The sequence below is a fragment of the Vibrio sp. V04_P4A5T148 genome, assembly GCF_963875605.1.
In the GTDB taxonomy this organism is placed as follows: Bacteria; Pseudomonadota; Gammaproteobacteria; order Enterobacterales; family Vibrionaceae; genus Vibrio; species Vibrio anguillarum.
This window is the reverse complement of sequence record NZ_CAWNMS010000102.1, coordinates 21,383-45,020: the sequence shown is the minus strand read 5'-3', so window position 1 is coordinate 45,020 and position 23,638 is coordinate 21,383. Positions and strand designations below refer to the sequence as shown.

The 23,638-nt window shown below is 43.7% G+C and carries 20 protein-coding genes; 7 read left to right on the top strand and 13 right to left on the bottom strand.

Annotation, left to right across the window (positions count from 1 at the left end):
- Positions 1-105: 105 nt before the first annotated feature.
- Positions 106-930 carry an AraC family transcriptional regulator gene (locus tag AACT18_RS17325; protein WP_017042345.1) on the bottom strand — a complete coding sequence of 275 codons (825 nt, stop codon included), beginning with the start codon at positions 928-930 and terminating at the stop codon, positions 106-108.
- 425 nt (positions 931-1,355) lie between these two features.
- On the opposite strand from AACT18_RS17325, the gene AACT18_RS17320 reads away from it, so the two are divergent.
- The 3 genes from AACT18_RS17320 (at position 1,356) to AACT18_RS17310 (ending at position 5,463) form a co-directional block, all read left to right on the top strand.
- Positions 1,356-2,459 (top strand): PEGA domain-containing protein, encoded by a 1,104-nt coding sequence (locus AACT18_RS17320; RefSeq protein WP_176428352.1) that lies wholly within the window; start codon positions 1,356-1,358, stop codon positions 2,457-2,459.
- Between the two features lie 156 nt (positions 2,460-2,615).
- The gene (locus AACT18_RS17315) at positions 2,616-4,436 is read left to right on the top strand and encodes an SUMF1/EgtB/PvdO family nonheme iron enzyme (protein ID WP_094124556.1); all 1,821 of its coding nucleotides are present in this window, start codon (positions 2,616-2,618) and stop codon (positions 4,434-4,436) included.
- 310 nt (positions 4,437-4,746) lie between these two features.
- Positions 4,747-5,463 (top strand): helix-turn-helix transcriptional regulator, encoded by a 717-nt coding sequence (locus tag AACT18_RS17310; protein WP_017046874.1) that lies wholly within the window; start codon positions 4,747-4,749, stop codon positions 5,461-5,463.
- Positions 5,464-5,502: 39 nt separating this feature from the next.
- Here AACT18_RS17310 and pdxH read toward each other — a convergent pair whose 3' ends face one another.
- Positions 5,503-6,138 carry a pyridoxamine 5'-phosphate oxidase gene (pdxH, locus tag AACT18_RS17305; protein WP_013868203.1) on the bottom strand — a complete coding sequence of 212 codons (636 nt, stop codon included), beginning with the start codon at positions 6,136-6,138 and terminating at the stop codon, positions 5,503-5,505.
- 297 nt (positions 6,139-6,435) lie between these two features.
- Between pdxH and AACT18_RS17300 the strand changes: the two genes are divergently transcribed.
- From AACT18_RS17300 to AACT18_RS17285, 4 genes are read left to right on the top strand one after another with little or no spacing between them, the layout of a single operon-like run.
- Positions 6,436-7,827 (top strand): HlyD family type I secretion periplasmic adaptor subunit, encoded by a 1,392-nt coding sequence (locus AACT18_RS17300; protein WP_094124557.1) that lies wholly within the window; start codon positions 6,436-6,438, stop codon positions 7,825-7,827.
- Positions 7,828-7,871: 44 nt separating this feature from the next.
- Positions 7,872-8,534 carry a transglutaminase-like cysteine peptidase gene (locus AACT18_RS17295; RefSeq protein ID WP_094124558.1) on the top strand — a complete coding sequence of 221 codons (663 nt, stop codon included), beginning with the start codon at positions 7,872-7,874 and terminating at the stop codon, positions 8,532-8,534.
- 5 nt (positions 8,535-8,539) lie between these two features.
- Positions 8,540-10,450 carry a bifunctional diguanylate cyclase/phosphodiesterase gene (locus AACT18_RS17290; RefSeq protein ID WP_013868206.1) on the top strand — a complete coding sequence of 637 codons (1,911 nt, stop codon included), beginning with the start codon at positions 8,540-8,542 and terminating at the stop codon, positions 10,448-10,450.
- 15 nt (positions 10,451-10,465) lie between these two features.
- Positions 10,466-12,580, top strand: a complete 2,115-nt coding sequence (locus tag AACT18_RS17285) for a type I secretion system permease/ATPase (protein ID WP_013868207.1) — start codon at positions 10,466-10,468, stop codon at positions 12,578-12,580.
- An 81-nt stretch (positions 12,581-12,661) separates the two neighbouring features.
- Here AACT18_RS17285 and AACT18_RS17280 read toward each other — a convergent pair whose 3' ends face one another.
- The 11 genes from AACT18_RS17280 to AACT18_RS17230 form a co-directional block, all read right to left on the bottom strand.
- Positions 12,662-14,338: a DUF342 domain-containing protein gene (locus tag AACT18_RS17280; protein ID WP_094124559.1), complete on the bottom strand. Its 1,677-nt coding sequence runs from the start codon at positions 14,336-14,338 to the stop codon at positions 12,662-12,664.
- Between the two features lie 188 nt (positions 14,339-14,526).
- On the bottom strand, positions 14,527-16,221 hold the full coding sequence (locus AACT18_RS17275; RefSeq protein WP_094143257.1) for an ATP-binding SpoIIE family protein phosphatase: 1,695 nt from the start codon (positions 16,219-16,221) through the stop codon (positions 14,527-14,529).
- Positions 16,222-16,239: 18 nt separating this feature from the next.
- The gene (locus tag AACT18_RS17270; RefSeq protein ID WP_013868210.1) at positions 16,240-16,539 is read right to left on the bottom strand and encodes an STAS domain-containing protein; all 300 of its coding nucleotides are present in this window, start codon (positions 16,537-16,539) and stop codon (positions 16,240-16,242) included.
- Between the two features lie 11 nt (positions 16,540-16,550).
- Positions 16,551-17,729: a methyl-accepting chemotaxis protein gene (locus AACT18_RS17265; RefSeq protein WP_017044935.1), complete on the bottom strand. Its 1,179-nt coding sequence runs from the start codon at positions 17,727-17,729 to the stop codon at positions 16,551-16,553.
- A 44-nt stretch (positions 17,730-17,773) separates the two neighbouring features.
- Positions 17,774-18,817: a protein-glutamate methylesterase/protein-glutamine glutaminase gene (locus AACT18_RS17260; protein WP_094125385.1), complete on the bottom strand. Its 1,044-nt coding sequence runs from the start codon at positions 18,815-18,817 to the stop codon at positions 17,774-17,776.
- The gene (locus AACT18_RS17255; protein WP_013868213.1) at positions 18,814-19,455 is read right to left on the bottom strand and encodes a chemotaxis protein CheD; all 642 of its coding nucleotides are present in this window, start codon (positions 19,453-19,455) and stop codon (positions 18,814-18,816) included. Before AACT18_RS17255 ends, AACT18_RS17260 begins: the two co-directional genes overlap by 4 nt.
- A 10-nt stretch (positions 19,456-19,465) precedes the next feature.
- The gene (locus AACT18_RS17250) at positions 19,466-20,326 is read right to left on the bottom strand and encodes a CheR family methyltransferase (protein WP_094125386.1); all 861 of its coding nucleotides are present in this window, start codon (positions 20,324-20,326) and stop codon (positions 19,466-19,468) included.
- Positions 20,311-22,329 carry a methyl-accepting chemotaxis protein gene (locus AACT18_RS17245; RefSeq protein ID WP_094125387.1) on the bottom strand — a complete coding sequence of 673 codons (2,019 nt, stop codon included), beginning with the start codon at positions 22,327-22,329 and terminating at the stop codon, positions 20,311-20,313. Before AACT18_RS17245 ends, AACT18_RS17250 begins: the two co-directional genes overlap by 16 nt.
- Before the next feature lie 10 nt (positions 22,330-22,339).
- The gene (locus AACT18_RS17240; RefSeq protein WP_254917074.1) at positions 22,340-22,624 is read right to left on the bottom strand and encodes a chemotaxis protein CheW; all 285 of its coding nucleotides are present in this window, start codon (positions 22,622-22,624) and stop codon (positions 22,340-22,342) included.
- Positions 22,625-22,634: 10 nt separating this feature from the next.
- Positions 22,635-23,099: a chemotaxis protein CheW gene (locus AACT18_RS17235; RefSeq protein WP_017042330.1), complete on the bottom strand. Its 465-nt coding sequence runs from the start codon at positions 23,097-23,099 to the stop codon at positions 22,635-22,637.
- Entirely contained in the window at positions 23,099-23,629 is a 531-nt protein-coding gene (locus tag AACT18_RS17230) for a chemotaxis protein CheW (protein ID WP_017044938.1), read from the bottom strand. The genes AACT18_RS17235 and AACT18_RS17230 overlap by 1 nt, the downstream gene beginning before the upstream one ends.
- Positions 23,630-23,638: the final 9 nt, after the last annotated feature.

The following is a 23,638-nucleotide window of genomic DNA, read 5'->3' as shown; positions in this document are numbered from 1 at the left end:
TTTCCAAAATTTAACTAAAGGTGCACGTGTTGCCGATAGTTCAAGGCAAGCAATATAAAAATGATGTGGGAATTACAAACAAAAAAGAGGCAGGGATATAAAGAATTAGCGACGACACAATTTTCGGTATTGCGATGGAGAAATACCTTGCAAGCGAGTAAATGAATGAGTGAAGGTACTTTGTCCAGAAAAGCCCGTTAATTCCGCAATTTGACCAAAACTCAAACAACCTTGCTCAATCAAATCTTTTGCCATATCAATTCGTTTACCTAACAAATATTGATGAGGCGTGATCCCCATTTGCTCTTTGAACAACATATGAAATTGGCTTTCACCTAAATAAACGCGGCCCGCTAATTGAGCGACTGAAATTTTACGACCAAGGTGCAGATCGATATAACGATCAATCGCTTCAAGATCAAAACGAGACTCTTTGCGATGCGTTTCAAATACAGAAATATGGCGTTGCAGTAATGCCATAACGGTGTCATTGCAGGCACGGCTCAACAGTAAATCATCAGGGCTCGATTGCATCTCTTTAACTAGCAATTGGATCAACTTTTGGATTTGTCCATCCAGCTGAAAGTAAATATCCGCATTCGACAACTCATTCATTTTTTGTAGAAGCAAAGGGTCATCTCCACAGGAGATTGGAAGGTTAAGCACTAAAATATCCGACTGCCCAACGACACCACCAAACGCATGGCCAGTTCCAGAGGTAACGACACAACCTTGCCCCGGCCCCACCAAATTGCCTACACCTTGTACTTCAAACTCAGCTTGGCCTTTTAATCCGATAACGACTTGGGTATAACTATGATCATGACACTCCATGTACGAGGGTAATGTCACTAACTCTGCCGGCCTAGGCGACAAAACTTTGTCATTTTGTTGATAGTTAGATAGCTTAGCCGAAGAAAAGTCGCTCATATTGCTGCATCATGGTTGAGGTTAAAAGCTGATGTTATAACAAAACTATCAGGAGCGAAAACAAAGCTGTGTTTTTTTAAAATTAAACATCAAAGTGCATATGAAGCTTAAGTTTAGGGGTGAAATGAGATCGATTTTTCAAAACGGAACAATGATCAAGTGCACATAAATTACGGTCAATGTGTGTTCAATCCCAAAACCCCTAAATAGATCGAAAATAGAGACTTGCATATTTCGCTATTAGGCTCAAAATGAAGATGCACAATTATAAAATTTACAAAATCAGTCACCTAGTAATAGATTTAAGTGAATTTTGCTATTGTTCGGAATAAATTTTGCATTATGAATACAGCTTATCCATTAAAGCTGTCAAAAGTTTGTCTTTCCCACTTTTGTGGTTAAACGTTAATTTGTTGCAGGGACCTATGATCACACGTCGCATCCCAGCGCTATTGCTTGCGCTAAGCCCTTTTTGGGTATCTGCATCGGTGTACGCGGAAGAAGTTATTCAGGTAGATCCTGTCACCGCTATCGATGAAAAAATGACTACTAAACAGACGGAAATCGACGCGATTTCTGCAGAATACGAAGCAGAGGGAGCTAAGCTTCAACAACTTAAAAATGAACATGTTCGTATTAAACGAGAAAGTGAAGAACTTGATGCTAAACGCAATCGAGCCAAGTCTGCTTTGGACAAACAATATAGCCGTCTTTTAGATGATCCAGACACAGATTTAGCCTCGTTTCAAAAGAAGTACCAAGAAACATGGGCATCAGTGAAGCAGAACCAAGCTGAAGGCCTTGAGAATAATCAAGCGATGACCGAAGTTGAAATGCGCTTGTCTCAAATAAAACAAAAGCAAGCTCGTCTCAGTAATGAGTATGCGAACCTCGAAGAGTCACGCATTGAAGCTAGGGTCAAACGTCTCGAAGCCGAACTGCGTGAAAGTAGTGTTCTTGAAACTGGCTATAAAACCACCTGTTCAACGACAATGACACTCGGTGAGTGTTCAAATCAGGGACAGCACCTTACCAAACAAAAAGCGGTAAAAACGTTTCGGGCAAAGTTGCTTGATGACCTAACCGAATCGCTCATTGCCAAGCAAAACCTGAAAGGCGTGGAACTTAACATCCATGTACAAGATAGCCAAATTATTCGCAGTGGTTTTGAAGGCAACAACGAATACTTCACCCAAATGCAAGCTCAGCTCCAAGCGAAACCAGAAGCTGTGGCTGCGTGTAAACTGCTTAACGTGTCAACTCGATACTGTTTGAAAGGCGGCGTGTCTGAAGGTACGCAAAAAAATGACAAACAGTGGGCAAATGTGACCGTAAGGTCGGATCAATACAACGATGCCGTAACCATCAACGGTATTAACTACGGCAGTACGCCTGTTGAGATTGTTTTGCCCAATGGCCGCCACCAAGTTACCGTCTCTAAAGATGGCTACGAAACCTACAACCGGGTATTAACAATTAACGGCAATGATACGGTTTGGATAAAGCTAAGACCGAATAAAGAGGGTTAATTACCTCAAAAAAACTCTGTTTTTCTGTCGTAATTCACAAAGATGCAGTTAAAACGCCATTTTGTCATTAAGTTATTGAAAGATGACTTCAGACAAAATGGTGTTTTCGTTTAGAATAGACACAATGAACTAATAACTTAACTGAAGTAGATAATAATGCGACAAGGTTTACCCGCTCTCTTATTAGCACTTTCGCCTTGCTTAGTGGCAACATCGACGATGGCAGAAGGAACGCCTTCCTCAGTAATTGCCATTGATGATGCGTTGTTTACTAAACAGTCCGAATTACAGGCAGCCCAGAAGGCCACCCATGAACAACAAGTGGTTGTGAACAACCACGACAGTGAGTTAGACAGGCTAACAAAGCAAGCCCAGCTCTTTGATAAGGCACTTGCAAAAGCAAAAACTGACTTAGAACGCGATTACATGAAAATGATTGATGATCCTGAACTGGACATCATGCCTTCACAAAATGCCTACCAAGCAGCTTGGGCTAATGTAAAGCAGAATCAAAAAAACCGTTTAGAAGCTGAACAAAAACGCCAAGAGTCAGAAGCACTGCTGGCACAAAAAAGGGCCGAGCAGAGCACGGTCAGCAAAAATATCAATGAGCTAGAACAGCATAAATTACGCGCGCGAGTTGAGCGCTTAAGAGATGAACTCAAACAGAGTAGCACCGAGAAAGTTAGCTTTACTAACGCTTGTAGTGCCGATATGACATTGGCTCAATGCTCGAAACAGACCACTGACTTAGCGCTCCAGAAAGCGGTAAACCAGTATCAAACCAAGTTAATAGAGGCCACAAGTGAGGCCAAGCTCGTCCAACAACATCTGGCCAATGTCTCTTTTAATATTCATGTACTGCGCCATAAAACCGTAGATTCAGGTTTCTACAATGGCAATAAGTACAAAGCCGTACTAGATGTTCAGCTTGATGCAAGACCGGATGAAAACACACCATGTCGGTTGCTGAATGTCGAATCACAATACTGTTTCGCCCCAGGCGAATACTCAGCCAATACAGAAAAACAGAAAGAAATTGCTTGGGTTACCCTATCGATTCGCTCGAACCAATACAGTGATAAAGTCTCTATCGACAATGTAAACTATGGTAGTACTCCCGTCGAAGTGATGCTTCCAGTGGGACCGCACATGATTACGATTGAGAAAGAAGGGTATTACTCATTTAATCAAGAGCTGAAAATCACCTCAGATCATACATTAAGAGCGAACCTACGAGAAAAAGACAACCTACTTAAACCTGGACATAAATTTGCTGATTCCCTCAAAGGGGATATTAAAGCTCCTGAGTTAGTCACTTTGATCTCAGGCGAATATTTGATTGGCGAGCACGCATCGAAACAAGTTTTCCTTGATCATGCTTTCGCAATTGGTTCAACCCCCGTAACTGTGGGTCAATTTGAAACCTTTGTGAATCAAACCACCTACCAAACTGATGCTGAGCTACAAAAACTGTGCACAGCAGTCGCCGAATCTGAAATTACTCCGATTGCAGGTAGCTATTGGCGCGACCCTGGTTTTAAGCAGTTGAGCAACTCGCCAGTGGTGTGTATTAGCCAAAATGATGCGAAGGCCTATACTCGCTGGCTAAGTAAGGAAACTGGCTATAAATACCGTTTGCCGACTGAAGAAGAGTGGGAAATTGCCGCTCGCGCTGGTACACAAACAGACTATTGGTGGGGAGATGATTTCGGAACTGGGAAAGCGAATACTGGCTGGAGTGGTACACCTTGGTCAAATAAAAGCACCTCTCCTGTGAAGTCTTTCGCTCCCAATGGCCTAGGCCTTTATGATGTTGTCGGTAACGTGTGGGAATGGACAAATGACTCAAGAGGTCAAGCAAAAGGTGGAGCATGGAGCTTCTCCCCTGCAACGGCGGCGGCTTATGGTAATTTGTTTATTGCTCCTGCTACTTCGGCAAATTATGTTGGCTTCAGGGTCATTAGGGAACTTTAGGTAAGCTGAACTAGCTCAGCCATTTATATAACAAAGGGGGGAATTCCCCCCTTTGTTATTGCACTCTCGTCGTCTAAAGTGGTGTTGAATATCAAACACGTTTGATATTTGATATCCATGTGGTATCCCTATGAATTTGCAACACCCTCGCAGCATTCATAGAACCTCTTCTACACGTCGACAAGAAGCAATTCTTGTATTTATGCCAGCCCTTCTTCAGGCTGGCTTTTTTTATGTTCCCATACCGCTATGGATTACAACCCGCCATGCCATTGGTATTATATCAATGTCATTGTTAGGAGAACCCGCTATGGTCAATTTCCTCAGCGCAGAACAAATTTCATTGTTTCAACAGCTTCCGGGATATTGGGGTTGCAAAGATCTTAATTCGGTTTTTGTTTACGCAAACAATGCTTATGGCAAATTAATTGGTGTTAGTGATGCAAAACAGTGCATTGGATTAACTGACTTTGAAATGCCAAGCCCGACAACCGCTTGCGCCGCAGAATTCCAGCAGCAAGATCGCTGTGTAATCTCCACAAAAAAACCGTTAAAAGTGCTGGATATCCACCCCTATGCTGACGGTTCTTGGCGCGCTCATATTTTCACCAAAACCCCATGGTTCAACGCACAAGGTGAGGTTCAAGGTACAATTTTTTTCGGGCAAGAGCTAACTGATACCGCGATTTTGGAAGTAGGCCATTGGATATGTCGGGCAACAGGTTTAACGACCACACAGCATTCCACAGGTGTTCTAGAGCCCATTTCCGGGCCCCTAACCACAAGAGAATCTGAGGTTCTTTTTCTTCTGCTTTATGGAAAAAAGCCCAAACACATTGCTCGGGTAATGAAGATTTCGATAAAAACAGTGGAAGGCTATGAAGCAAAATTGCGACATAAATTTGCAGCCCACAGTAAAGAGCAACTTATCGATATGGCTCTAGACCAAGGTTATGGCTCAAACATCCCCAAGACCTTGCTCAAAACGCAATTATCCGTGGTACTCAATAGTGAATGCCCCATATAAATGAGGCATTCATTGCGACTGACTTTTAACAAGTAGGCCTTATGGTGCTAAACGTTCAGCGTCCCATTGTTGATCATGTTGCGTAAACAAGAAGCGATCATGCAAACGATGCTCACCACCTTGCCAAAATTCTATCGATTCAACTTTAACGCGATATCCTCCCCAAAAACTCGGAACTGGGATCTCACCTTGTTCAAATTTCTTTTTTAACTCCAAGTATTTACCTTCCAAAATACCACGAGCTGAGATACGGCTGCTCTGGCGGCTCGCTATCGCGGCAATTTGGCTATCTTTAGGACGAGAAGTAAAATATTTCATGTTTTCAAAAGCCGACAATTTTTCAGCCGTTCCTGTGATGTGCACTTGTCTCTCTAATGGGTGCCAAGGAAAGTGCAAGCTGACTTTATTGTTGTGTTCAATATGCTGTGCTTTGCGACTGCCTAAATTGGTGTAGAAAACAAAACTGTCTTTTTCGACATTTTTTAATAGCACTATACGTTGGAAAGGTTGTCCATTTTCATCAACCGTTGCCACTGTCATCGCTGTGGGATCGGTAAGACCGGCATCAATGGCCTGTTGCAGCCAAAGGTTAAACTGCTCAATGGGATTTGAAAGCAAATCTTTGCGTCTTAAACCGCCTTTTATGTATTCGCGGCGGATGTCTGAAAGTTCCATCTCTGCTCCTTATGAAATTTTTGACGATTGTGCGCCTATCATCGTCATAACTCAAGAGTGCTAAGGTTCAACAAAATCAGTAATTCACAGCTAAACTCTGTAGAACGTACGCAATAGGAAGTACAATCAATTCAAATGGTGAATAGTAATCTCATGATGAGTGGCAAATCCTTAACATTTTGCTAGACAAGTAATAAAATCAAGCAACTATACCCAAACAACTTACAGTTGTAGCCTCCCTCTACAGCTTTAAGTAGAAAAGGGAAATACACTACGATTAGGCGCAAAGGATAAGCGATGAGCAACAAGAGTTATAACAAACTCTCTTCGACAGAATTGGAGTACGTAGACGACAAAACGGCGGCTCTGCTACTGAACGCGCCCAACAGTGCACGCGTGATGCTCTGGGTTATGGTCTGTTTTTTTCTCTTAGCCATCGTCTGGGCCTCATGGGCACAGGTCGACAAAGTGACAGTTGGACAAGGCAAAGTCGTTCCGTCATCGCAAGTTCAAGTGGTTCAAAACTTGGAAGGAGGCTTAGTCAAACAGATATTGGTTCGCGAAGGTGAACGAGTGCAAAAAGGCCAACAACTGTTATTAATTGATGACACACGTTTCCGCTCAGACTACCGCGAACGTGAACAACAAGTCGCTAACCTTACCGCCAGTGTTCTACAGCTATCCGCTTCCATTACTAGCGTGATGATTAACGAAGAAATTGATGATGACAACTGGCAAAATAGCGTCAAAATTGACTATAACAAACTCGCCTTTCCACCGCTGTTAACAGACAACCAACCCGATTTAGTTAATAGACAAAGGGACGCCTACCGGCAAGATCTTAATAACTTACGCAACCAACTTTCTCTTTTAGATCAACAAGTCAAACAGAAACTACAAGAGTTGGTTGAAATACAAGCGCGCGTGAAAAATTTGCGCCAAAGTTATGATTTTGCGAATAAAGAGCTTGAGATCACTAGACCTTTAGCAGACGAAGGTGTCGTGCCACGAATTGAGCTGCTGAAACTACAGCGCCAAGTAAACGATACTCGCCGTGAAATGACCACCAGCGAGCTTAACATCCCAGTATTAAAATCAGCGATTCGCGAAGCGGTGCTCAACCGTATTGATGCGGCTCAAAAGTTTCGCTCACAGCAGCAAGACAAACTGAACGAAGCCCAAGATAGACTTTCAGCAATCACAGAATCAGCCGTTGGGCTTGAAGATAAGGTAAATCGCACTGTTGTGCTATCGCCTGTGACAGGAACAATTAAGACGCTTTACGTCAACACTGTTGGCGGTGTTATCCAGCCCGGTATGGATATTGTTGAAGTAGTCCCAACAGAGGATACCTTGCTTGTTGAAGCGCAAATTGCCCCACAAGACATCGCCTTCTTAAGACCAGAGTTGCCCGCCATCGTAAAATTCAGCGCCTATGATTTCACCAAATATGGCGGCTTGGAAGGGACACTTGAGCATATCAGTGCCGACACCACTCAAGATGAAGAAGGCAAAAGCTATTATTTAGTCCGAGTAAGGACCAATCAAACCAGCTTAGGGCATGATGCTAACCTGCCTATCATCTCAGGAATGACGGCCTCTGTTGATATTATTACGGGTAAACGAACCGTGATGGATTATCTACTAAAGCCCATACTCAGTGCACAAAAAAATGCGCTAAGGGAGTAAGGTTCACTTATGCTTTTTAATATATTCATGATTGACGGTTTTTGATGAAGTTTTGGCTGCCACTGGTTTTATTGCTATTTATGCCCTCATCCCCCCAAGCGCTCAACACCAAAGAGCAGCAGTGGGTCGATGCGGTCGCGCTTACCTATGGCACAAGAGCAGGGAAACGCGTCGAAACATGGCGCAAAGAAATTGCCAAACACCAAAATGCTCCCGAACGTGACAAATTGACCGAAATAAATCGATTTTTCAATCAGCTGTACTTTGTTAATGATATCGATTTATGGGGGAAAAATGACTACTGGGCGACACCACTTGAGTTTCTAGGAAGCAACGCAGGGGATTGCGAAGATTTCACAATTGCGAAGTACTTCTCCCTGCTTGAACTGGGTATCGATGATAAAAAGTTGCGCCTCGTGTATGTTAAAGCCATTGAATTAAATCAGTTTCATATGATTCTTGCGTACTATTCAACACCCAATGCCGAGCCCTTAATTTTAGACAATATAAACCCTGAGATTAAGCCAGCATCAACACGCCGTGATCTGTTACCGATCTACAGCTTTAACGGTAAAAATTTATGGCTAATGAAATCCAAAAATGGCCAGCTTGCAGGAGACTCTTCACGATTAAGTCTTTGGAATGACTTACGTGAACGGGAACGCTCGCTAAAATTGAATAAACCAATTGTAAGTTACGATGAGTAAGTAATATGACGCTATATAAACAACTTGTCGCGGGAATGATTGCCGTCTTCATTATGCTGATGACTTCAGTCTTTATTATTGAATTCAATACGACCCGCAACAACTTAGAGCAGCAGCAGCGCTCTGAAGTCAACAACACCATCAACACCGTCGGTTTGGCGCTGGCACCTTATTTGGAGAAGAAAGATAAGATTGCGGTTGAGTCGGTTATCAATGCCTTGTTTGATGGCAGCTCTTACTCAGTCGTACGATTGATTTTTCTAGACGATGACGAAGAGATTCTGCGATCTTACCCTGTAAAACCTAATAACGTTCCGCAATGGTTTACCAATTTACACCTGTTTGCACCGATCCATGATCAACGCGTGGTAACCAGTGGTTGGATGCAGCTTGCTGAAGTCGAAATTGTCAGCCACCCTGGCGAGGCCTATGCGCAATTATGGAAGGCGCTGATTCGGCTACTTATCGCGTTTAGCGCTATTTTTGTGATTGGCCTTGCCGCCATCGCTTTCATTCTGAAGCGCGCTTTACGCCCGCTGCAGATGATTGTCGAAAAAATGGAGCAAGTCGCACGCAACCATTTTGGTGAACCGCTACCGCGGCCAGCGACCAAAGATCTGATTTATGTAGTTGATGGTATCAATAGCATGTCAGCGCAGGTTGAAAAAGCGTTCAAAGCTCAGGCGCAAGAAGCGCAGCAACTGCGTGAGCGTGCTTATATTGACCCAGTTTCTCAACTTGGCAACCGCGCCTATTACATGAGTCAACTCAGTAGTTGGCTATCAGAAAGTGCCATAGGTGGCGCTGCTATTTTGCAAGCAGAGTTTATCAAAGAGCTTTACGAAGAAAAGGGTTATGAAGCAGGCGATGGTATGGTGCGCCATTTGGCTGAGCATCTAAAAGTGTCGATTACTTCACCTGATGTGACTCTGGCACGTATTTCTACCGAAGAGTTTGGCTTTATTTTACCCAACATGGAAGAGAGTGAACTCAAAATCATCGCCGATAGTATTATGAATTTTGTGCAAGACACTCTAGCCGACCCGACTGGTATGGCATCAGCCAAAGTCTCTTTAGGCGTTGTTCATAATAAAGAACCAAAATCTTCAACGCAGTTACTTTCCTTGCTCGACAACGCGCTAGCCATTGCAACTGCAAATCCAGAGCTGATTTACGGCTTTGTCAGCAGTGAAACCAAACAAACTGTGATGGGTAAACAGCAATGGAAAGCATTGGTTGAAGAAGCTATCCATAACGATTGGTTCAGTTTCCGTTTGCAGTCAGCCAATAATAGCTGGGGACAAACTTTCCACCGCGAAGTTTTTTCAGCGATTGAGCACGATGGCAAACGCTACAGCGCTAACCAATACTTATTTGCACTCGACCAACTCAATGCCAGCCATATTTTTGATGAATATGTTATTGAAACGATGATTCGCAAGCTCGAAACGGGAGAGATAGCCGAACCATTAGCCATTAATATCGCTCAAAGCAGTCTTTCTCAACCCAGTTTTATTCGTTGGGTCACTCAGACTCTGGCGAAGCATCGCTCTATCTGTGAGAACCTACACTTTGAAATACCGGAAAACGCATTCCTCAACGCCCCTCACCATACGGCGCTATTTTGTAATGCCATAAGAGCAGCCGGCGCAGACTTTGGTGTCGATAACTATGGCCGGAATTTCCAATCATTAGACTACATCAACGAGTACCGTCCAAAATACGTGAAACTCGATTATCTATTTACTCACCATCTCGACGATGAAAAGCAAAAATTCACCTTAACGTCGATTTCTCGCACAGCACACAATTTAGGAATCACCACAATTGCGTCAAGGGTAGAAACGCAAACTCAACTTGATTTCCTTTCCGAGCATTTTATAGAAGTCTTCCAAGGCTTTATTGTGGATAAATAAAAAAGGTCAGATGTAATGCAAGACACGCTACTCAATTCGCTTATCTATGTGAGTCGTTATTATGGATTGGCGAATTCCCCAGAAGCACTGATCAACGGCCTACCTTTATCAGATGGGAAACTGACGCCTTTTCTCTTTCCTCGAGCAGCCGAAAGAGCGGGGTTAATCGCCAAGGAAAATCGCTCAGCATTGGATCAAATCCCAAAATTGGTTTTCCCCGTTATCTTAATTTTAAAAGGCGGTGAAGCCTGTGTGCTCAGCAGCATCAACGAAGCGAATCAAGAAGCTGAGGTCGTCACTGCGGAGTCTGGTCTAATCCCCGTAGCTATTCCCTTAGAGGAACTGACTGAACGCTATATTGGCCGCTACTTCATGGTGAAAAAACAGTTTCGCTATGACGAGCGCTCACCAGAAATATTAAAGACCCGTGATGGCCACTGGTTTTGGGGTACGTTATGGCAGTCAAAGCACATTTATCGTGATGTGTTGATCGCTTCCATTTTAATCAATTTGTTTGCCATTGCGGCACCAATGTTCAGCCGTTTAGTGTATGACAAAGTCGTGCCTAACCTTGCGTTTGAAACCTTGTGGGTATTAGCGAGCGGGATTTTTGTGATCTTCTTATTCGATCTGCTCCTCAAACTACTTCGCAGTTATTTTATTGATGTGGCGGGCAAAAAATCTGACATTCTGATCTCTTCCAAGCTCTTTAGTAAAGTGATGGGGATCAGAATGGAGTCTCGTCCTCCCTCTGTCGGTGCGTTTGCGCGACATTTACAAGAGTTCGAATCCATACGCGAATTCTTTACCTCAGCAACCATCTCATCATTGATTGACCTGCCATTTGCACTGCTCTTTTTAGTGCTGATCTGGCTAATGGCGGGCAGCTTAGTGCTGGTACCTATCGCTGGTGTACTGATCATTGCTATCTATTCTCTGCTCATCCAAGCACCTCTACGACGGGCGATTGAAGAGGGCTCTCGACTGGCATCACAAAAATACGCCAACCTGATTGAAAGTTTAGCTGGACTTGAAACGGTGAAACTCTTTGGCGCTCAAAGTCAGTTTCAATATCGCTGGGAAGAAGCGGTCGCGCACATGGCGAACTGGAACATTAAAAGCCGTCGAATTACTGATGGTATTCAAAATACTGCCGGGTTTGTTCAGCAAGCCGCGAATGTTGGTATGATCATCTTAGGCGTCTATCTGATATCCAACGGCGATTTAACCATGGGTGGGCTCATCGCCGCAACCATGCTCAGCGGCCGTGCGATTGGCCCAATGGTGCAACTATCATTACTTTCAACACGCTACAACCAAGCCAAATCGTCCTTAAAAATCATTGAGCAAGTGATGCAAATGCCCGATGAGCAAGAAGAAGGTAAACGCTATATTCATCGTCCGATTGTGCAAGGTAAAATTGAGCTAGACAAAATCACTTTTCACTACCCTAATGCGCCTGTTGCATCAATACGTGACTTAAGTATAACGATTCATCCGGGTGAAAAAGTAGCGATCATAGGCCGCATCGGCTCAGGGAAGACCACCTTAGAGCGCCTTATTATGGGGTTATATCAACCGACCGAGGGGAATGTTCGTATTGATGACACCGATATCGCGCAACTGCATCACATTGATGTGAGACGTAATATTGGTTGTGTACCTCAAGACAGCAACCTATTTTACGGTTCAATTCGCGATAACATTACGCTCGGGCGTCCATTAGTTGATGATAGAGATGTGATGGATGCCGCCAACCGAGCGGGAGTTACCGCGTTCACACAGCAAGACCCTGCTGGGTTAGAACGACAAGTGGGTGAAGGCGGCTTGTTGTTGTCTGGTGGTCAGAGGCAAGCGGTAGCCATTGCTCGTGCACTGCTCGGACGCCCACCCGTTTTGCTACTTGATGAGCCCACCAGCGCCATGGACAATCGCTCTGAAATGCACATCAAACATCAACTGTCTCAATTGACACCAAGTGAGACGTTAATATTAATTACTCATAAAACGTCAATGCTCGATGTGGTTGATCGCGTCATTGTGATGGAGAAAGGCTGTGTCATTGCCGATGGTCCTAAATCGATGGTGTTAAACGATCTCAAACAGGGCAAAGTGAGATCAGTGCAATAGCTACCTTACTAGAAATAGCATAATCAGCAAAAAACGAGGCAAAATACCTCGTTTTTTGCTTAGCACTCTGAGATAAGAATGTTAGATCCCTCCGACATCTTCATCTTCAAGCATCGAAGCACATTTAATCTCATACTGGTTAAATGAGAAGATACTAGCGCCATGAGCCCGCTTGGTGATGATCCGCTCATCATCAAATTGCACCGAAACATGGGTATAAACTTTATTTTTGACTTCGATCGTATTCATTTCGAGCAATTGCTCAAACTCCTCTCCCAGCATATCCAACGCCAATTTTGCTTTTTCTAAACGATCATTAGTCTGTTTCTTAAATTCATCAATTTTTAGCAGTTCCTCTTCCGAGCGTTCCGCTTTAGGCTTTTTCTTAAATTCAATCTCACGGCGAATCACTTCCATCGTCGCTTCTTGCGCTTGTTTATAATGCTCTTTGTGTTTCGCGACCCGTTCTTTATACACAGCATAACGAGCAAAAGCCTGCACAGCCGTGGCGGTATCGCCTTCAACGCCTAGATTGAAGCAAACGATCTTACCACCAACTTTCGCGTGACCACCGCTGAGTGTGCCTTGCTTCTCTTTACTATCTAATACTTTTAGATCATTGCCACAGCGTAATTCATTGCTCATGCTGTGAACCGCTAAATTGATGTCATCTGCCGCTTGCAGTTCGCTAAATTGAGCATAGTTAGCCGTGATAGAGCCTCCTGATTTGATAATGCATGTTCTTGCTTCATCATCAAACACCGTATGGCCAATAATGCCTTTACCAACATCAATATTACCTTGGGCTTGAACATCAGCAGACTCAACAAACCCACCGATGGTGATTGAGCCCGTCGCTCTCACGATCATCCCAGGCTCGACATCGCCCGTGATGACAACACATCCTTTAAATTTCACGTGGCCAGTTGCTACACTGACGTTGTTTAAACATAAAGCGTTATCGACATCAACCGTTTTACTTTTCAGGATAGGCAGGCCCGCTTGACTGGCCAGTAGCACATTCGGATCATTGGGTGAGATGTAAGACCCCTTTCCTGCAACTAAGGCCGAGTCTTTACCTGGTTTAGGATCCAGCACTTTTCCCTGCACGGTATAGCCTGGCGTTCCTTTGGTTGCAGGAATTCGACGCATCACTTCATCATCTTGACCAACAGTGATGGTTTCACCTAAGTTGCGCATATCAATTTTGTTCTGTCCTTGCTTTTTGGTCGGAGCTAACACGCGCTTACTGACATCCTCAACCAAAGGAACAAATTGTGCGTCTTTACCTTGAATGGGTTCGCGCCCCTGCGCAACAGGTTGAGTGTATACTTCCCCTGGCTTCAAGGTATTACTTACCATTAACACTTTCTTTAAAGCCAGTTTGTTGATGCCTTTTGTCACGTGGGAATGAGCCAATGCATACACCAACTCACTACCGCGCAATGCTCTGCCACCATATGCACCCGTCACGACCATGCTGGCTAACATATCTCGATCACTAAATTCAATCTCAACCGAAGCGTTCTTTTTCTCTGCAATGGTGATTCCAGAGAATGCTTCACCCTTACCCTCTTTTGCACAGTTGATAAAGCGGGTAACTTCAGTTTCATTTAAGAAAAATGTCGATGCAGATAACTCAAACAATGCTTCTTTCAAGCCTGCTTGGTCAAAATTTTTGTCGATGGACTCCGTCCCAGGCAACTGGGCAATGACTTGTTTTTTGTCCTCTGAAAGCGAAATTAAGCGTTTCCACATACTACTTAACCCATATGGTTAGATTCCGTTCGTATGGCAGTGTATACAATTTACAGTATGGACTAAATCTTTAGGCAACCAAATTAAGGGCTACATCACTTAGTCACGATGAAACGAACCACATAACCTAAAAATAAACGAAAGAATGAGTTACGCAGAATTTTACAGTGTAAATAATCTGTTCAGTATTAAGACAATATCGGAAAATCATGTTTACTGTTAAAGGCGTAAGTCACCTTAACAGTGCAACCATCTTTTGAATATTCCAATGACTCACACAATTTAGAGACCAAAATAATCCCTCGACCGTGTGTACAGTTGCCGTCTGCAACCGTATGTTGGTAATCAAAGCCTTCGCCATTATGCTCAAGTGAAAAGCTCAATTGTCCCACCGTTGGGTCATAATCAATGTCTAGTTTAATCCATAACGATTCATCTAACTCATCCATACACTCTTCACGTCGTTGGTAAAAAGTGAGAAATCCATCTGGGTCATCTTTTAGTGAAGAATTAAGTTTTAATAACCCATGCTCAATGGCATTGGCAAACAGTTCTGACAATACAGAGCAAACGAGGTCAAGATGCTCGCCACCACTGATAAAACCGCGAACAATGTTACGCATCTCGACCATAATTGAAATCTTTTTAAGAATTGAAGCAGGAAAAAAGAGATGGCTTTGCATTGGTATATGGCTAAGAAACTGTTTTTTTTGCGACGCTAATACTTCATTATTATTGGTAATTGGAAATGTCATTGAAAGAATTGAGAGATCATCACCATGGCCACGATTGGAAAACTGGCATACTTCATCGTACAAATCTGAAATCTGAGTCTTACCGTTCCGTTGCAAAACTTGTTCGAGTCGCAACTGGCCAAATTGTTCCCCGTTTTCATTCATCGCTTCGGTAATACCGTCGGTATAACAGAGGATAGTTTGGTTAGGTTTTAATTTGAGATGAACTAAATTTACTTCAAATTCATCAGCATCCAGAACTCCCAACGGCATATGTGTGGAAACGAGACGACGAACGATGTTGCTCTCTTCATCCAGTAAATAACCATCAGGCAAACCACCTCCCCACCACGAAACCTCGAAGCCGTTGGCTCGTATCTCAAATACACTGGCGGCAAGCATCATGCCAACAGGCAAAAACTTTACTAGCGCACTATTAAGTTCTGCGACCATTTCGCCAAGCGACATCCCTTTTTCAGCCATTGAAAAAAAAGTACGCGTAGCAGGGATCGTTGAAATCGCGGCAGGTAATCCATGCCCAGTGGCATCGGCGATCATGATGTAGACGCCACCATAGGGCCGGTTCGCCACAATGATGAGATCACCATTAAAAATGGTCGAAGGTGTTGAGATATAACTGATGCCATAGATATTGCTGACTTTTGCACTCATCTCCTCCATTAAGTTGGTGAAAATGGATTCGGCGATGGCGTAGTCATATTGTACTTGTTCGTTGAAATAATTGAGTTTATCTCGCTGTTGAGTAACTTCATTATGCATTTTCACAATACGGTAATGAGCCTGCACTTTAGCGAGCAGTACGCTTCGCTCTACTGGTTTAAGAATAAAATCATCGCCCAGCGATAAGCAACGTTCAAACGAATCATGATCATCAAGCACGGTCAAAAATATAATGGGGATATGGTGATTTGGAAAAGAGTCGCGGATCTCTTTTGCGGTGGTGAAACCATCTTTAACTGGCATCATCACATCCAACAAAATAACGTCGGGTAAGACGTCCATGACGAGCATCGCCTCAACAGCATCAGCACCATTTTCGAAGGTATCTATGTGCTCAACAATAGGCAATAAGATAAACCGACAGAGCTCTCTATTTGATTTATGGTCATCAACAATCGTTACGCGCATCGGCTCACTCCTTAAGCATTATTCGATACTAAATTTTTTATCAAATCGAGAAATCAGTAAGATTTTCCTTATTTGGGGTAAGGTATTGGTAATTCGGATCATGCCATCACTTTGCTCAAGATATTTCTGCATATTGAGCAGCATGCCAAGACCAGCACTGTCAATATAGTCCACCTTGCGTAAATCAATGGTGAATCTAAAACCTCGATAGGGTGAATAACTATTACGAAATTCTTTGACTAGGTTAAAGCCAAAAGCACCATCAATCGCGATAGTAATGTGTTTAGCATTGCTATCTATTTCAGTTTCTATACTCATCGTACTCCCTCCTAGAAAAGCTCGACTTCGCCTTCGTCCATATTAGTTTGGATTGCGGCGGGACCACTTCGATTGTGCAGGCGCTCTGTCAATTGGTGAAGTTGTTCTGCCCATGCTGCTTTAGTCATGCTTTGTGTTAGTAAAGCGTTCAATAGCTCATTTGCTTCTTGCAAATAATCAATAGACGCATGCGCATAATCACTTTGTTGAACCACAATGTCAGCAAATTGAAGGGCACGGACGCCATTACTCACTTGCTGGGTTAATTCTTGTCCTAATTCTTGAATTTTTTGCACTTCTTGCTCTATTTCTATATTCACTTGTTGGACACCACGCAGCATGTGGTCCACTTTCTCTTTCGACTCAATCACGTGAGTCATATCTATCGATGCCATTTCGCCAACGGTTTTGTTTGCTCTTTGTACTGTTTGTTGAGCAACATTAATTTCTGATTCAATTTGAGTATTCAGCGTTCTTGCTTTAACCGACAAGTCGCGCACCTCTTGAGCCACGACCGCGAAGCCTCGCCCTGCCTCGCCCGCTCGCGCCGCTTCAATCGCCGCATTCAGCGCCAATAAGTTGGTCTGTTCCGATAGGCTTCTCACTTGATTTAACAGTTTAAAGACCATATCCAATTTTTCTGACATGTCGTGAATGCTGTGTACCGCTGAAATACTTTTCTCCGAAATATCAATCAGAATTTGTACAAAGCCATCAATAATCGCCTCAGTCTTTGGTAGTACGGTGGTGAGATCATATTCGCTGCCTTGGTTTGCCAATAAGTTATTGACCAAGGTACTTGAAACGTGACTCTGTTTTTGGCTGATATCTTGCAAGCCAAAAAATGCGTTATTTAATGTCTCTACTGAACCTTCAATCACGGTGTGCTGCATGGTTAAAGGGCTACTCACTTTAGGTAGCGTCTCTTTGAACAGTTTTTCAATACTCTGTAGATGTTGCTGCGTTTCAAGAGTGGACTCTTCTTCAACCTTATTTTGGTTGGCTTTAGCTTTGTTTTGTTCACTAAAATTCATAGACAATACTAGCCAAGGTATTGCTGCCGCAAAAATCATTAGCCCCATGCTCCATAAATTAGGGGAGTGAAGCATGACGGCAAAAAGGGCCATTAGCTGCAAAACTAAAGCTAAAATATATTTTGCTTTTGGTGTCACTGTTTTATTTATCATCACCCATTCCTTGCTTATCTATGTTGAGCTTATTTAATGAGACAACACTAGCGATAGAGTTCATCACAAATCCATTGTGGTATGGCATTTAACGCTTTGATATTCTGTGTTGCGCCAATCTCTACTGCCGCTTTGGGCATTCCCCACACCACTGATGTTTTTTCGTCTTGAGCTAAAGTCAATGCGCCACACAACTTCATTTTGAGCATGCCTTGCGCTCCATCTTTACCCATCCCGGTTAAGAGGATACCGATGGCTTTGTCTCCCACATTTTCAGCAACCGTATCAAACATCACATCTACTGAGGGTTTATGACGATTGACCGCAGGTCTATCGTCAACTTGACAGTAAAGGTGAGTGCCTTTTTTTATCACCATCAGATGCTTATCTCCGGGAGCAACATAAGCGCATCCATTCACTAAAGGCGCTTGATTAGCGGACAACTCTCTCACCTCTACGGCGCTACAAAGATTCAAACGCTCTGCAAAGGGGCGAGTAAACATCGCACTGATATGTTGAGTGATCACGATCGGTGGCAACCCTGCTGGTAAAACAGAGAATATGCTTTTTAATGCTTCTGTTCCGCCCGTTGAGGCTCCAATCGCGATCAACTGATAACGCGCCTCTTGGTGGCTAGCCGCTATCAGTTCGACCTGATTAACCGCCGAAGAATGATGCGATTGAACGACATTTGCCCCTGCCGCCATTTTTATTTTGTCGTTCACCAGCTCCCTATAACTTGCCATTTCAGCCGTGTTTTCGACCGACGGTTTAGGGAAGTAATCCACTGCACCAAGCTCTAATGCTTCTAACGTGGCTTGAGCGCCATGCTGGGTCAAGGTTGAAATCATCACTACCGGCATAGGGCGTAACCGCATAATATTTTTTAAAAATTGCACGCCATTCATTTTTGGCATTTCAATATCTAGCGTTAGCACATCAGGGTTGTGCTGCTTGATAAGCTCTCGGGCTTGGTAAGGATCTTGTGCCATTGCGACGACGTCTAACATAGGGTCAGCATTAATCAGCTCGCAGAGCAGTGCTCTAAAAACGGGAGAATCATCGACAATCAGCACTTTGATTTTTTTCATTTAAATAGCTCCACATCATCACTCTCTTTATGCGCTTTACGATCCAACTGTGTGGCATAAACCTTTTCTTGAAAACTTAACCGGCTCACTTCGGTCAATGGAATTCTTTTTAGCCACACTTTACCTGTCATGGGTTCGAAAATGACTTTTCTCGGTTCGTCCCCCCCTAAGTCACTGGCTTCGACAATAAGCCTTTCTTGCTCAACATAGTTTTTGATGAAATCTATGTTTTTCTGGCCAATCATGGCTTTAAAACCCAGCATTTGTGCTCCACCAAAGAGTTTTACTCGTAAGCGCTGACGCTCAGCCCCCATTTTGATCAACTGATTAATCAGTAGCTCCATCGCATAGCAACCATAACGAGAGGCGGTTGAAGCAATATCATCAGGATGCCAGTGATCAATTTGTGAATGCTGATCAAAAGGCAATAAAAAATGGTTCATCCCCCCAACTTTGGCCGCTTGGTCCCACATACAGGCGGTAACGCAAGAACCTAAACCGGTACAAATGACCTCTTGTCGCATCGTACAGTACAACCCACCGGGCAAAACCTTTACCCAATCCACTTTTTGTTGGGGATGATAAAATCGGCTGAAATTCCGATTGTCGGTTGCCAAATGCATCGCCAACGAGGTCATTAATTGTTCCTCATTTTTTCACGTAAATGGTGTGGCCGAGATGATGAAAAACATCAGAACAGCGCCCCACATTTTCTGAATGACCCAAAAATAAAATCCCATTCGGTTTCAACCATTCATAGAACCTTTCGATCAAAGCCTCCTGCGTGGGTTTATCAAAGTAGATCATCACGTTTCGGCACGAAATGAGGTCTAAATTCTTAGGTAGCGTCCAAGGAGATAATAAATTCAGTTGCTGAAAATGGACAAAACGTTGCAATTGACTGGCGATTTTAATTTTTCCCTGTTTGATTCCGCGCCCTTTTACAAAGCACTTTTTAAGATAGTGCTGTGGAATAGTAACCACAGCCTCATCGGTATAAATGCCCGCTTGCGCATGTGCCAAAACCTGTGTGTCTAAATCTGTTGCGTAGATATCAACATTGTCTGCGAAATCAAATAAACCGCTGCTGTATAACGACGCAATAAAACTGTATGGCTCTTCACCACTAGAGCAGCCAGCAGACCAAATTTTAGGATGACGCACGCCCTGTGATCGCCACTCATCGAGCAGTACTTTTTCCAAAAACTCAAAGTGGTGATACTCGCGAAAAAACTGGGTTTTGTTAGTCGTTAACGCATTGATGAAGTGGATCCGCTCTTGCTCATTATGCTCAATAAGCTCCTTGTAATCACAGAAACGCTGAATCCCCCGTCGACGCATCTGACGGCTCAAACGGCCGTAAACCATCGCTCGCTTCGCATCCGACAAGTAAATACCAGCCGTTTTGTGCATAAACCACTGGATGAATTTGAAATCCTTTGCGGTGAGTTCAAATTCTTGGTCATTGTTCATCATGATTGGATGGCTATCTGTTAGAACTCTTCCCATTCATCTCCATCCTCATTGAGGTTGAGCCCAGAATTGGCAACGTTATTGGTGGCTTTGATGCCTGCCACTTTCTTCACCTTGGGTTTGGGTTGATGGGCGGAGATGGGTGTTCTTTTGGGCTCGAACGTTTTGATGTTGTCATCGGTGGTGAAATAGCTCATCAAGCTAATCAGCTCTTTCCCTTCATCTTTCAACGATTGGCTGGCCGCAGAGGTTTGTTCAACAAGAGAGGCATTTTGCTGCGTCATCTCATCCATGGCTGTAATTGCACGATTGATTTCGTCAATGCCCGTCGATTGTTCAATACTGGATGATGCAATTTGGGCGATGAGATCAGATACTTTTGCTACAGCGTCCACAATCTCATTCAATGTTGCTCCTGACTCATCAACTAAACGCGATCCCTCTTCGACTTTCTCAACACTATCTTTAATCAGCCCTTTAATCTCTTTCGCCGCTGCTGCGCTGCGCTGCGCAAGGTTTCGAACCTCTCCAGCAACAACAGCAAATCCACGCCCTTGTTCTCCGGCTCTTGCCGCTTCTACCGCTGCATTCAAAGCCAATAAATTGGTTTGAAAGGCTATCTCGTCTATCACTCCAATAATATCGGCAATCTTCTTACTCGAACGATTAATTTCCGACATGGCCGAGATCGCTTGCCCCACCACTTCACCACCTTTACTGGCTTTTTTGGCAGCATCACTCGCTAGATCGTTCGCACCTTTGGCGTTATCTGCATTTTGGCGCACGGTCGCTGTCATCTCTTCCATACTGGCGGCCGTTTCTTCTAAATTGGATGCTTGAGCTTCCACCCGTTGGCTCAAATCATTATTGCCTTGCGCGATTTCCGTTGACGCCGTAGCCACTCTGGCAGAAGAAATGGTGATTTTTTCAACCATATCGCGTAGGTTAGCAATCGAGGTATTGACCGCATTTTGCAGTTGACCAAACTCACCTTGGCTGCCCTCTTCCATCTTGGTATTCAAATCGCCATCTGCCACTTTGCTCATGACGTCAATACACTGAGCCAGCGGTGAAACTAAGGTATCAAGCAAGTTATTAATCCCCTCGCCCAACTCCCGCATAAATCCGCTATACACCGTGGTATCAATTCGTTCATTCAACTGCCCTGCGATAGCTTTTTGAATGAGGCTCTCTACTTGGTATTGACCATCTTGTTGTTCGGTAATATCAATCCATTGCAATGCGGGGCCAATGTATTCCCCTTTGTGATTGTGCATCGCAATACAAGTTAAATTAAATTGCAGCGCCCCCACTTTGATGTTGGATGAAAATGGCAAACGATCAGGGTTGGCAATAATGCTACGTTGATGGCCCGGGTTTTTATGAAAGATATCGATATTTTGTCCGACCAGATTATTGACGTCAAAGCTTGTTAATACTGTCCTCAACTCACTTTCTCTTGTACGCATCAACTTGGTCAATGAAGGGTTTAAGTATTGAATAATACCCTCTTTATCGGCCATCATTAGGTTGGTTGTCATCCCCTCGACTGCCGAAGCTAAGCGGCCAATTTCTTGCTCTTTTTCAATCTCTTGAGTGACATCACGCCACTCTAATGTGTTCCCGATATAAATACCGTCTTCATCAATAATGGCGCCAACATTAAGCTCGATCTTCACTCCTTTAATAGTAATCATGGTAGTGAAAGGCAAGTTGGCTGGATTCGACAACATTTGGCGTTGATGCTGTGGATTGACGTGAAAACCATCGATGCAGTAGCCAATCAATGACGACTCTTCAGCTTTAAAATCAGGCCAGACACTTTGAAAAAGTACTTCATGCTGCTTGAGTAGAATCAATGACTGCTTATTGAGATAGGTGATTTGAAAATCTCGGTTAATCATCATCAATGCGGTTTTTGCTGCATTAAGAGCAGAAAGAAGCTGCTGATTGGAGAGCCCTTCATTCTCATCGACCAATGGATCTTCTATCTGCTCAACAAATTTTTTTGGTTCTGGTTTGCGGTTCCAAAATGCCATGAGTATTCCCTCACAAAATAGCGTCTTCTACGAATGTCTGATTTAACCCAGGTACATCAAAAAGGGTCTCGATATTAATTAGGATCAAATGACCGTTAGCCACACTAGCAATTCCCTTCATAAATTGTGGTTCAACCGTGGTGGATAAGGCTGGTACAGGTTTTATCTCTTCAGCGGCTAAGTCATACACTTCTGAAACACCGTCGACAATAATGCCGAGCGGATTGCGTTGCGCGTCATTCAAAACGATAACAACAAATTTTTTTGGTTCTGGTTTGCGGTTCCAAAATGCCATGAGTATTCCCTCACAAAATAGCGTCTTCTACGAATGTCTGATTTAACCCAGGTACATCAAAAAGGGTCTCGATATTAATTAGGATCAAATGACCGTTAGCCACACTAGCAATTCCCTTCATAAATTGTGGTTCAACCGTGGTGGATAAGGCTGGTACAGGTTTTATCTCTTCAGCGGCTAAGTCATACACTTCTGAAACACCGTCGACAATAATGCCGAGCGGATTGCGTTGCGCGTCATTCAAAACGATAACAACTGTCGTGGCCCCAATCTGTGCAGGTGGCAGATGAAAACGAATTCGAAGATCAACAATCGGTACGTACTCACCACGAATATTGAGTAAGCCAACTAAGTAATCCGGTGCATTGGGTACAGAGCGCACATCACTCCAGCCGCGAACTTCTCGGACCTCAAGGATTGGCACAGCGTACTCATCGTTATCCAGCACGAAACTAAGAAACTCTTGTTTAGACATCAGGGTTCCTCACTCAGTATTCTGTGCATATCAAGGAGCCCTTGGGTATCGAGCAGTGACATGACCTCTTCGCCAACATTGAGCAAACCGAGCGAATACGCAGCGGCAGGTGTTTCCCCCACGGCAGGAAACAGCACATTATCTCCCTGGCCAATCACATCACTCACTGCATCAACGACTAAGCCCATAATACGAGGCCGCTCTTGTTGCAGGCTACGAAGTACCAACACCACAGTCGTGGGAAAGTAGCCACAGGCCTCCATACCAAATCGAAGGCGCAGATCGATAATAGGCACAATCATGCCGCGTAAATTAATCACACCTTTCACAAAGCTAGGCGCGCGAGGAATAGGCGTAGGTGGCTCCCACACTCGAATCTCTTCAACATCTTGAATTGCTACCCCGTACAACTCATTCGCTAACCGGAAACTCAGAAAATCGGCCTCACAGCTTCTTTCTTCATACACAGCATTCAAAACACTCTGTGTTTGATTCTCTTGTTGATGATTTGGTGAATAATCATATTCCATGGCTCTTCC

What these genes read in the sequence shown, in the direction of transcription:
- AACT18_RS17325 (WP_017042345.1), bottom strand. Translation starts at nt 930, where the DNA reads ATGAGCGACTTTTCTTCGGCTAAGCTATCTAACTATCAACAAAATGAC.
- AACT18_RS17320 (WP_176428352.1), top strand. Translation starts at nt 1,356, where the DNA reads ATGATCACACGTCGCATCCCAGCGCTATTGCTTGCGCTAAGCCCTTTT.
- AACT18_RS17315 (WP_094124556.1), top strand. Translation starts at nt 2,616, where the DNA reads ATGCGACAAGGTTTACCCGCTCTCTTATTAGCACTTTCGCCTTGCTTA.
- AACT18_RS17310 (WP_017046874.1), top strand. Translation starts at nt 4,747, where the DNA reads ATGGTCAATTTCCTCAGCGCAGAACAAATTTCATTGTTTCAACAGCTT.
- pdxH (WP_013868203.1), bottom strand. Translation starts at nt 6,138, where the DNA reads ATGGAACTTTCAGACATCCGCCGCGAATACATAAAAGGCGGTTTAAGA.
- AACT18_RS17300 (WP_094124557.1), top strand. Translation starts at nt 6,436, where the DNA reads ATGAGCAACAAGAGTTATAACAAACTCTCTTCGACAGAATTGGAGTAC.
- AACT18_RS17295 (WP_094124558.1), top strand. Translation starts at nt 7,872, where the DNA reads ATGAAGTTTTGGCTGCCACTGGTTTTATTGCTATTTATGCCCTCATCC.
- AACT18_RS17290 (WP_013868206.1), top strand. Translation starts at nt 8,540, where the DNA reads ATGACGCTATATAAACAACTTGTCGCGGGAATGATTGCCGTCTTCATT.
- AACT18_RS17285 (WP_013868207.1), top strand. Translation starts at nt 10,466, where the DNA reads ATGCAAGACACGCTACTCAATTCGCTTATCTATGTGAGTCGTTATTAT.
- AACT18_RS17280 (WP_094124559.1), bottom strand. Translation starts at nt 14,338, where the DNA reads ATGTGGAAACGCTTAATTTCGCTTTCAGAGGACAAAAAACAAGTCATT.
- AACT18_RS17275 (WP_094143257.1), bottom strand. Translation starts at nt 16,221, where the DNA reads ATGCGCGTAACGATTGTTGATGACCATAAATCAAATAGAGAGCTCTGT.
- AACT18_RS17270 (WP_013868210.1), bottom strand. Translation starts at nt 16,539, where the DNA reads ATGAGTATAGAAACTGAAATAGATAGCAATGCTAAACACATTACTATC.
- AACT18_RS17260 (WP_094125385.1), bottom strand. Translation starts at nt 18,817, where the DNA reads ATGAAAAAAATCAAAGTGCTGATTGTCGATGATTCTCCCGTTTTTAGA.
- AACT18_RS17255 (WP_013868213.1), bottom strand. Translation starts at nt 19,455, where the DNA reads ATGACCTCGTTGGCGATGCATTTGGCAACCGACAATCGGAATTTCAGC.
- AACT18_RS17250 (WP_094125386.1), bottom strand. Translation starts at nt 20,326, where the DNA reads ATGGGAAGAGTTCTAACAGATAGCCATCCAATCATGATGAACAATGAC.
- AACT18_RS17245 (WP_094125387.1), bottom strand. Translation starts at nt 22,329, where the DNA reads ATGGCATTTTGGAACCGCAAACCAGAACCAAAAAAATTTGTTGAGCAG.
- AACT18_RS17240 (WP_254917074.1), bottom strand. Translation starts at nt 22,624, where the DNA reads ATGGCATTTTGGAACCGCAAACCAGAACCAAAAAAATTTGTTGTTATC.
- AACT18_RS17235 (WP_017042330.1), bottom strand. Translation starts at nt 23,099, where the DNA reads ATGTCTAAACAAGAGTTTCTTAGTTTCGTGCTGGATAACGATGAGTAC.
- AACT18_RS17230 (WP_017044938.1), bottom strand. Translation starts at nt 23,629, where the DNA reads ATGGAATATGATTATTCACCAAATCATCAACAAGAGAATCAAACACAG.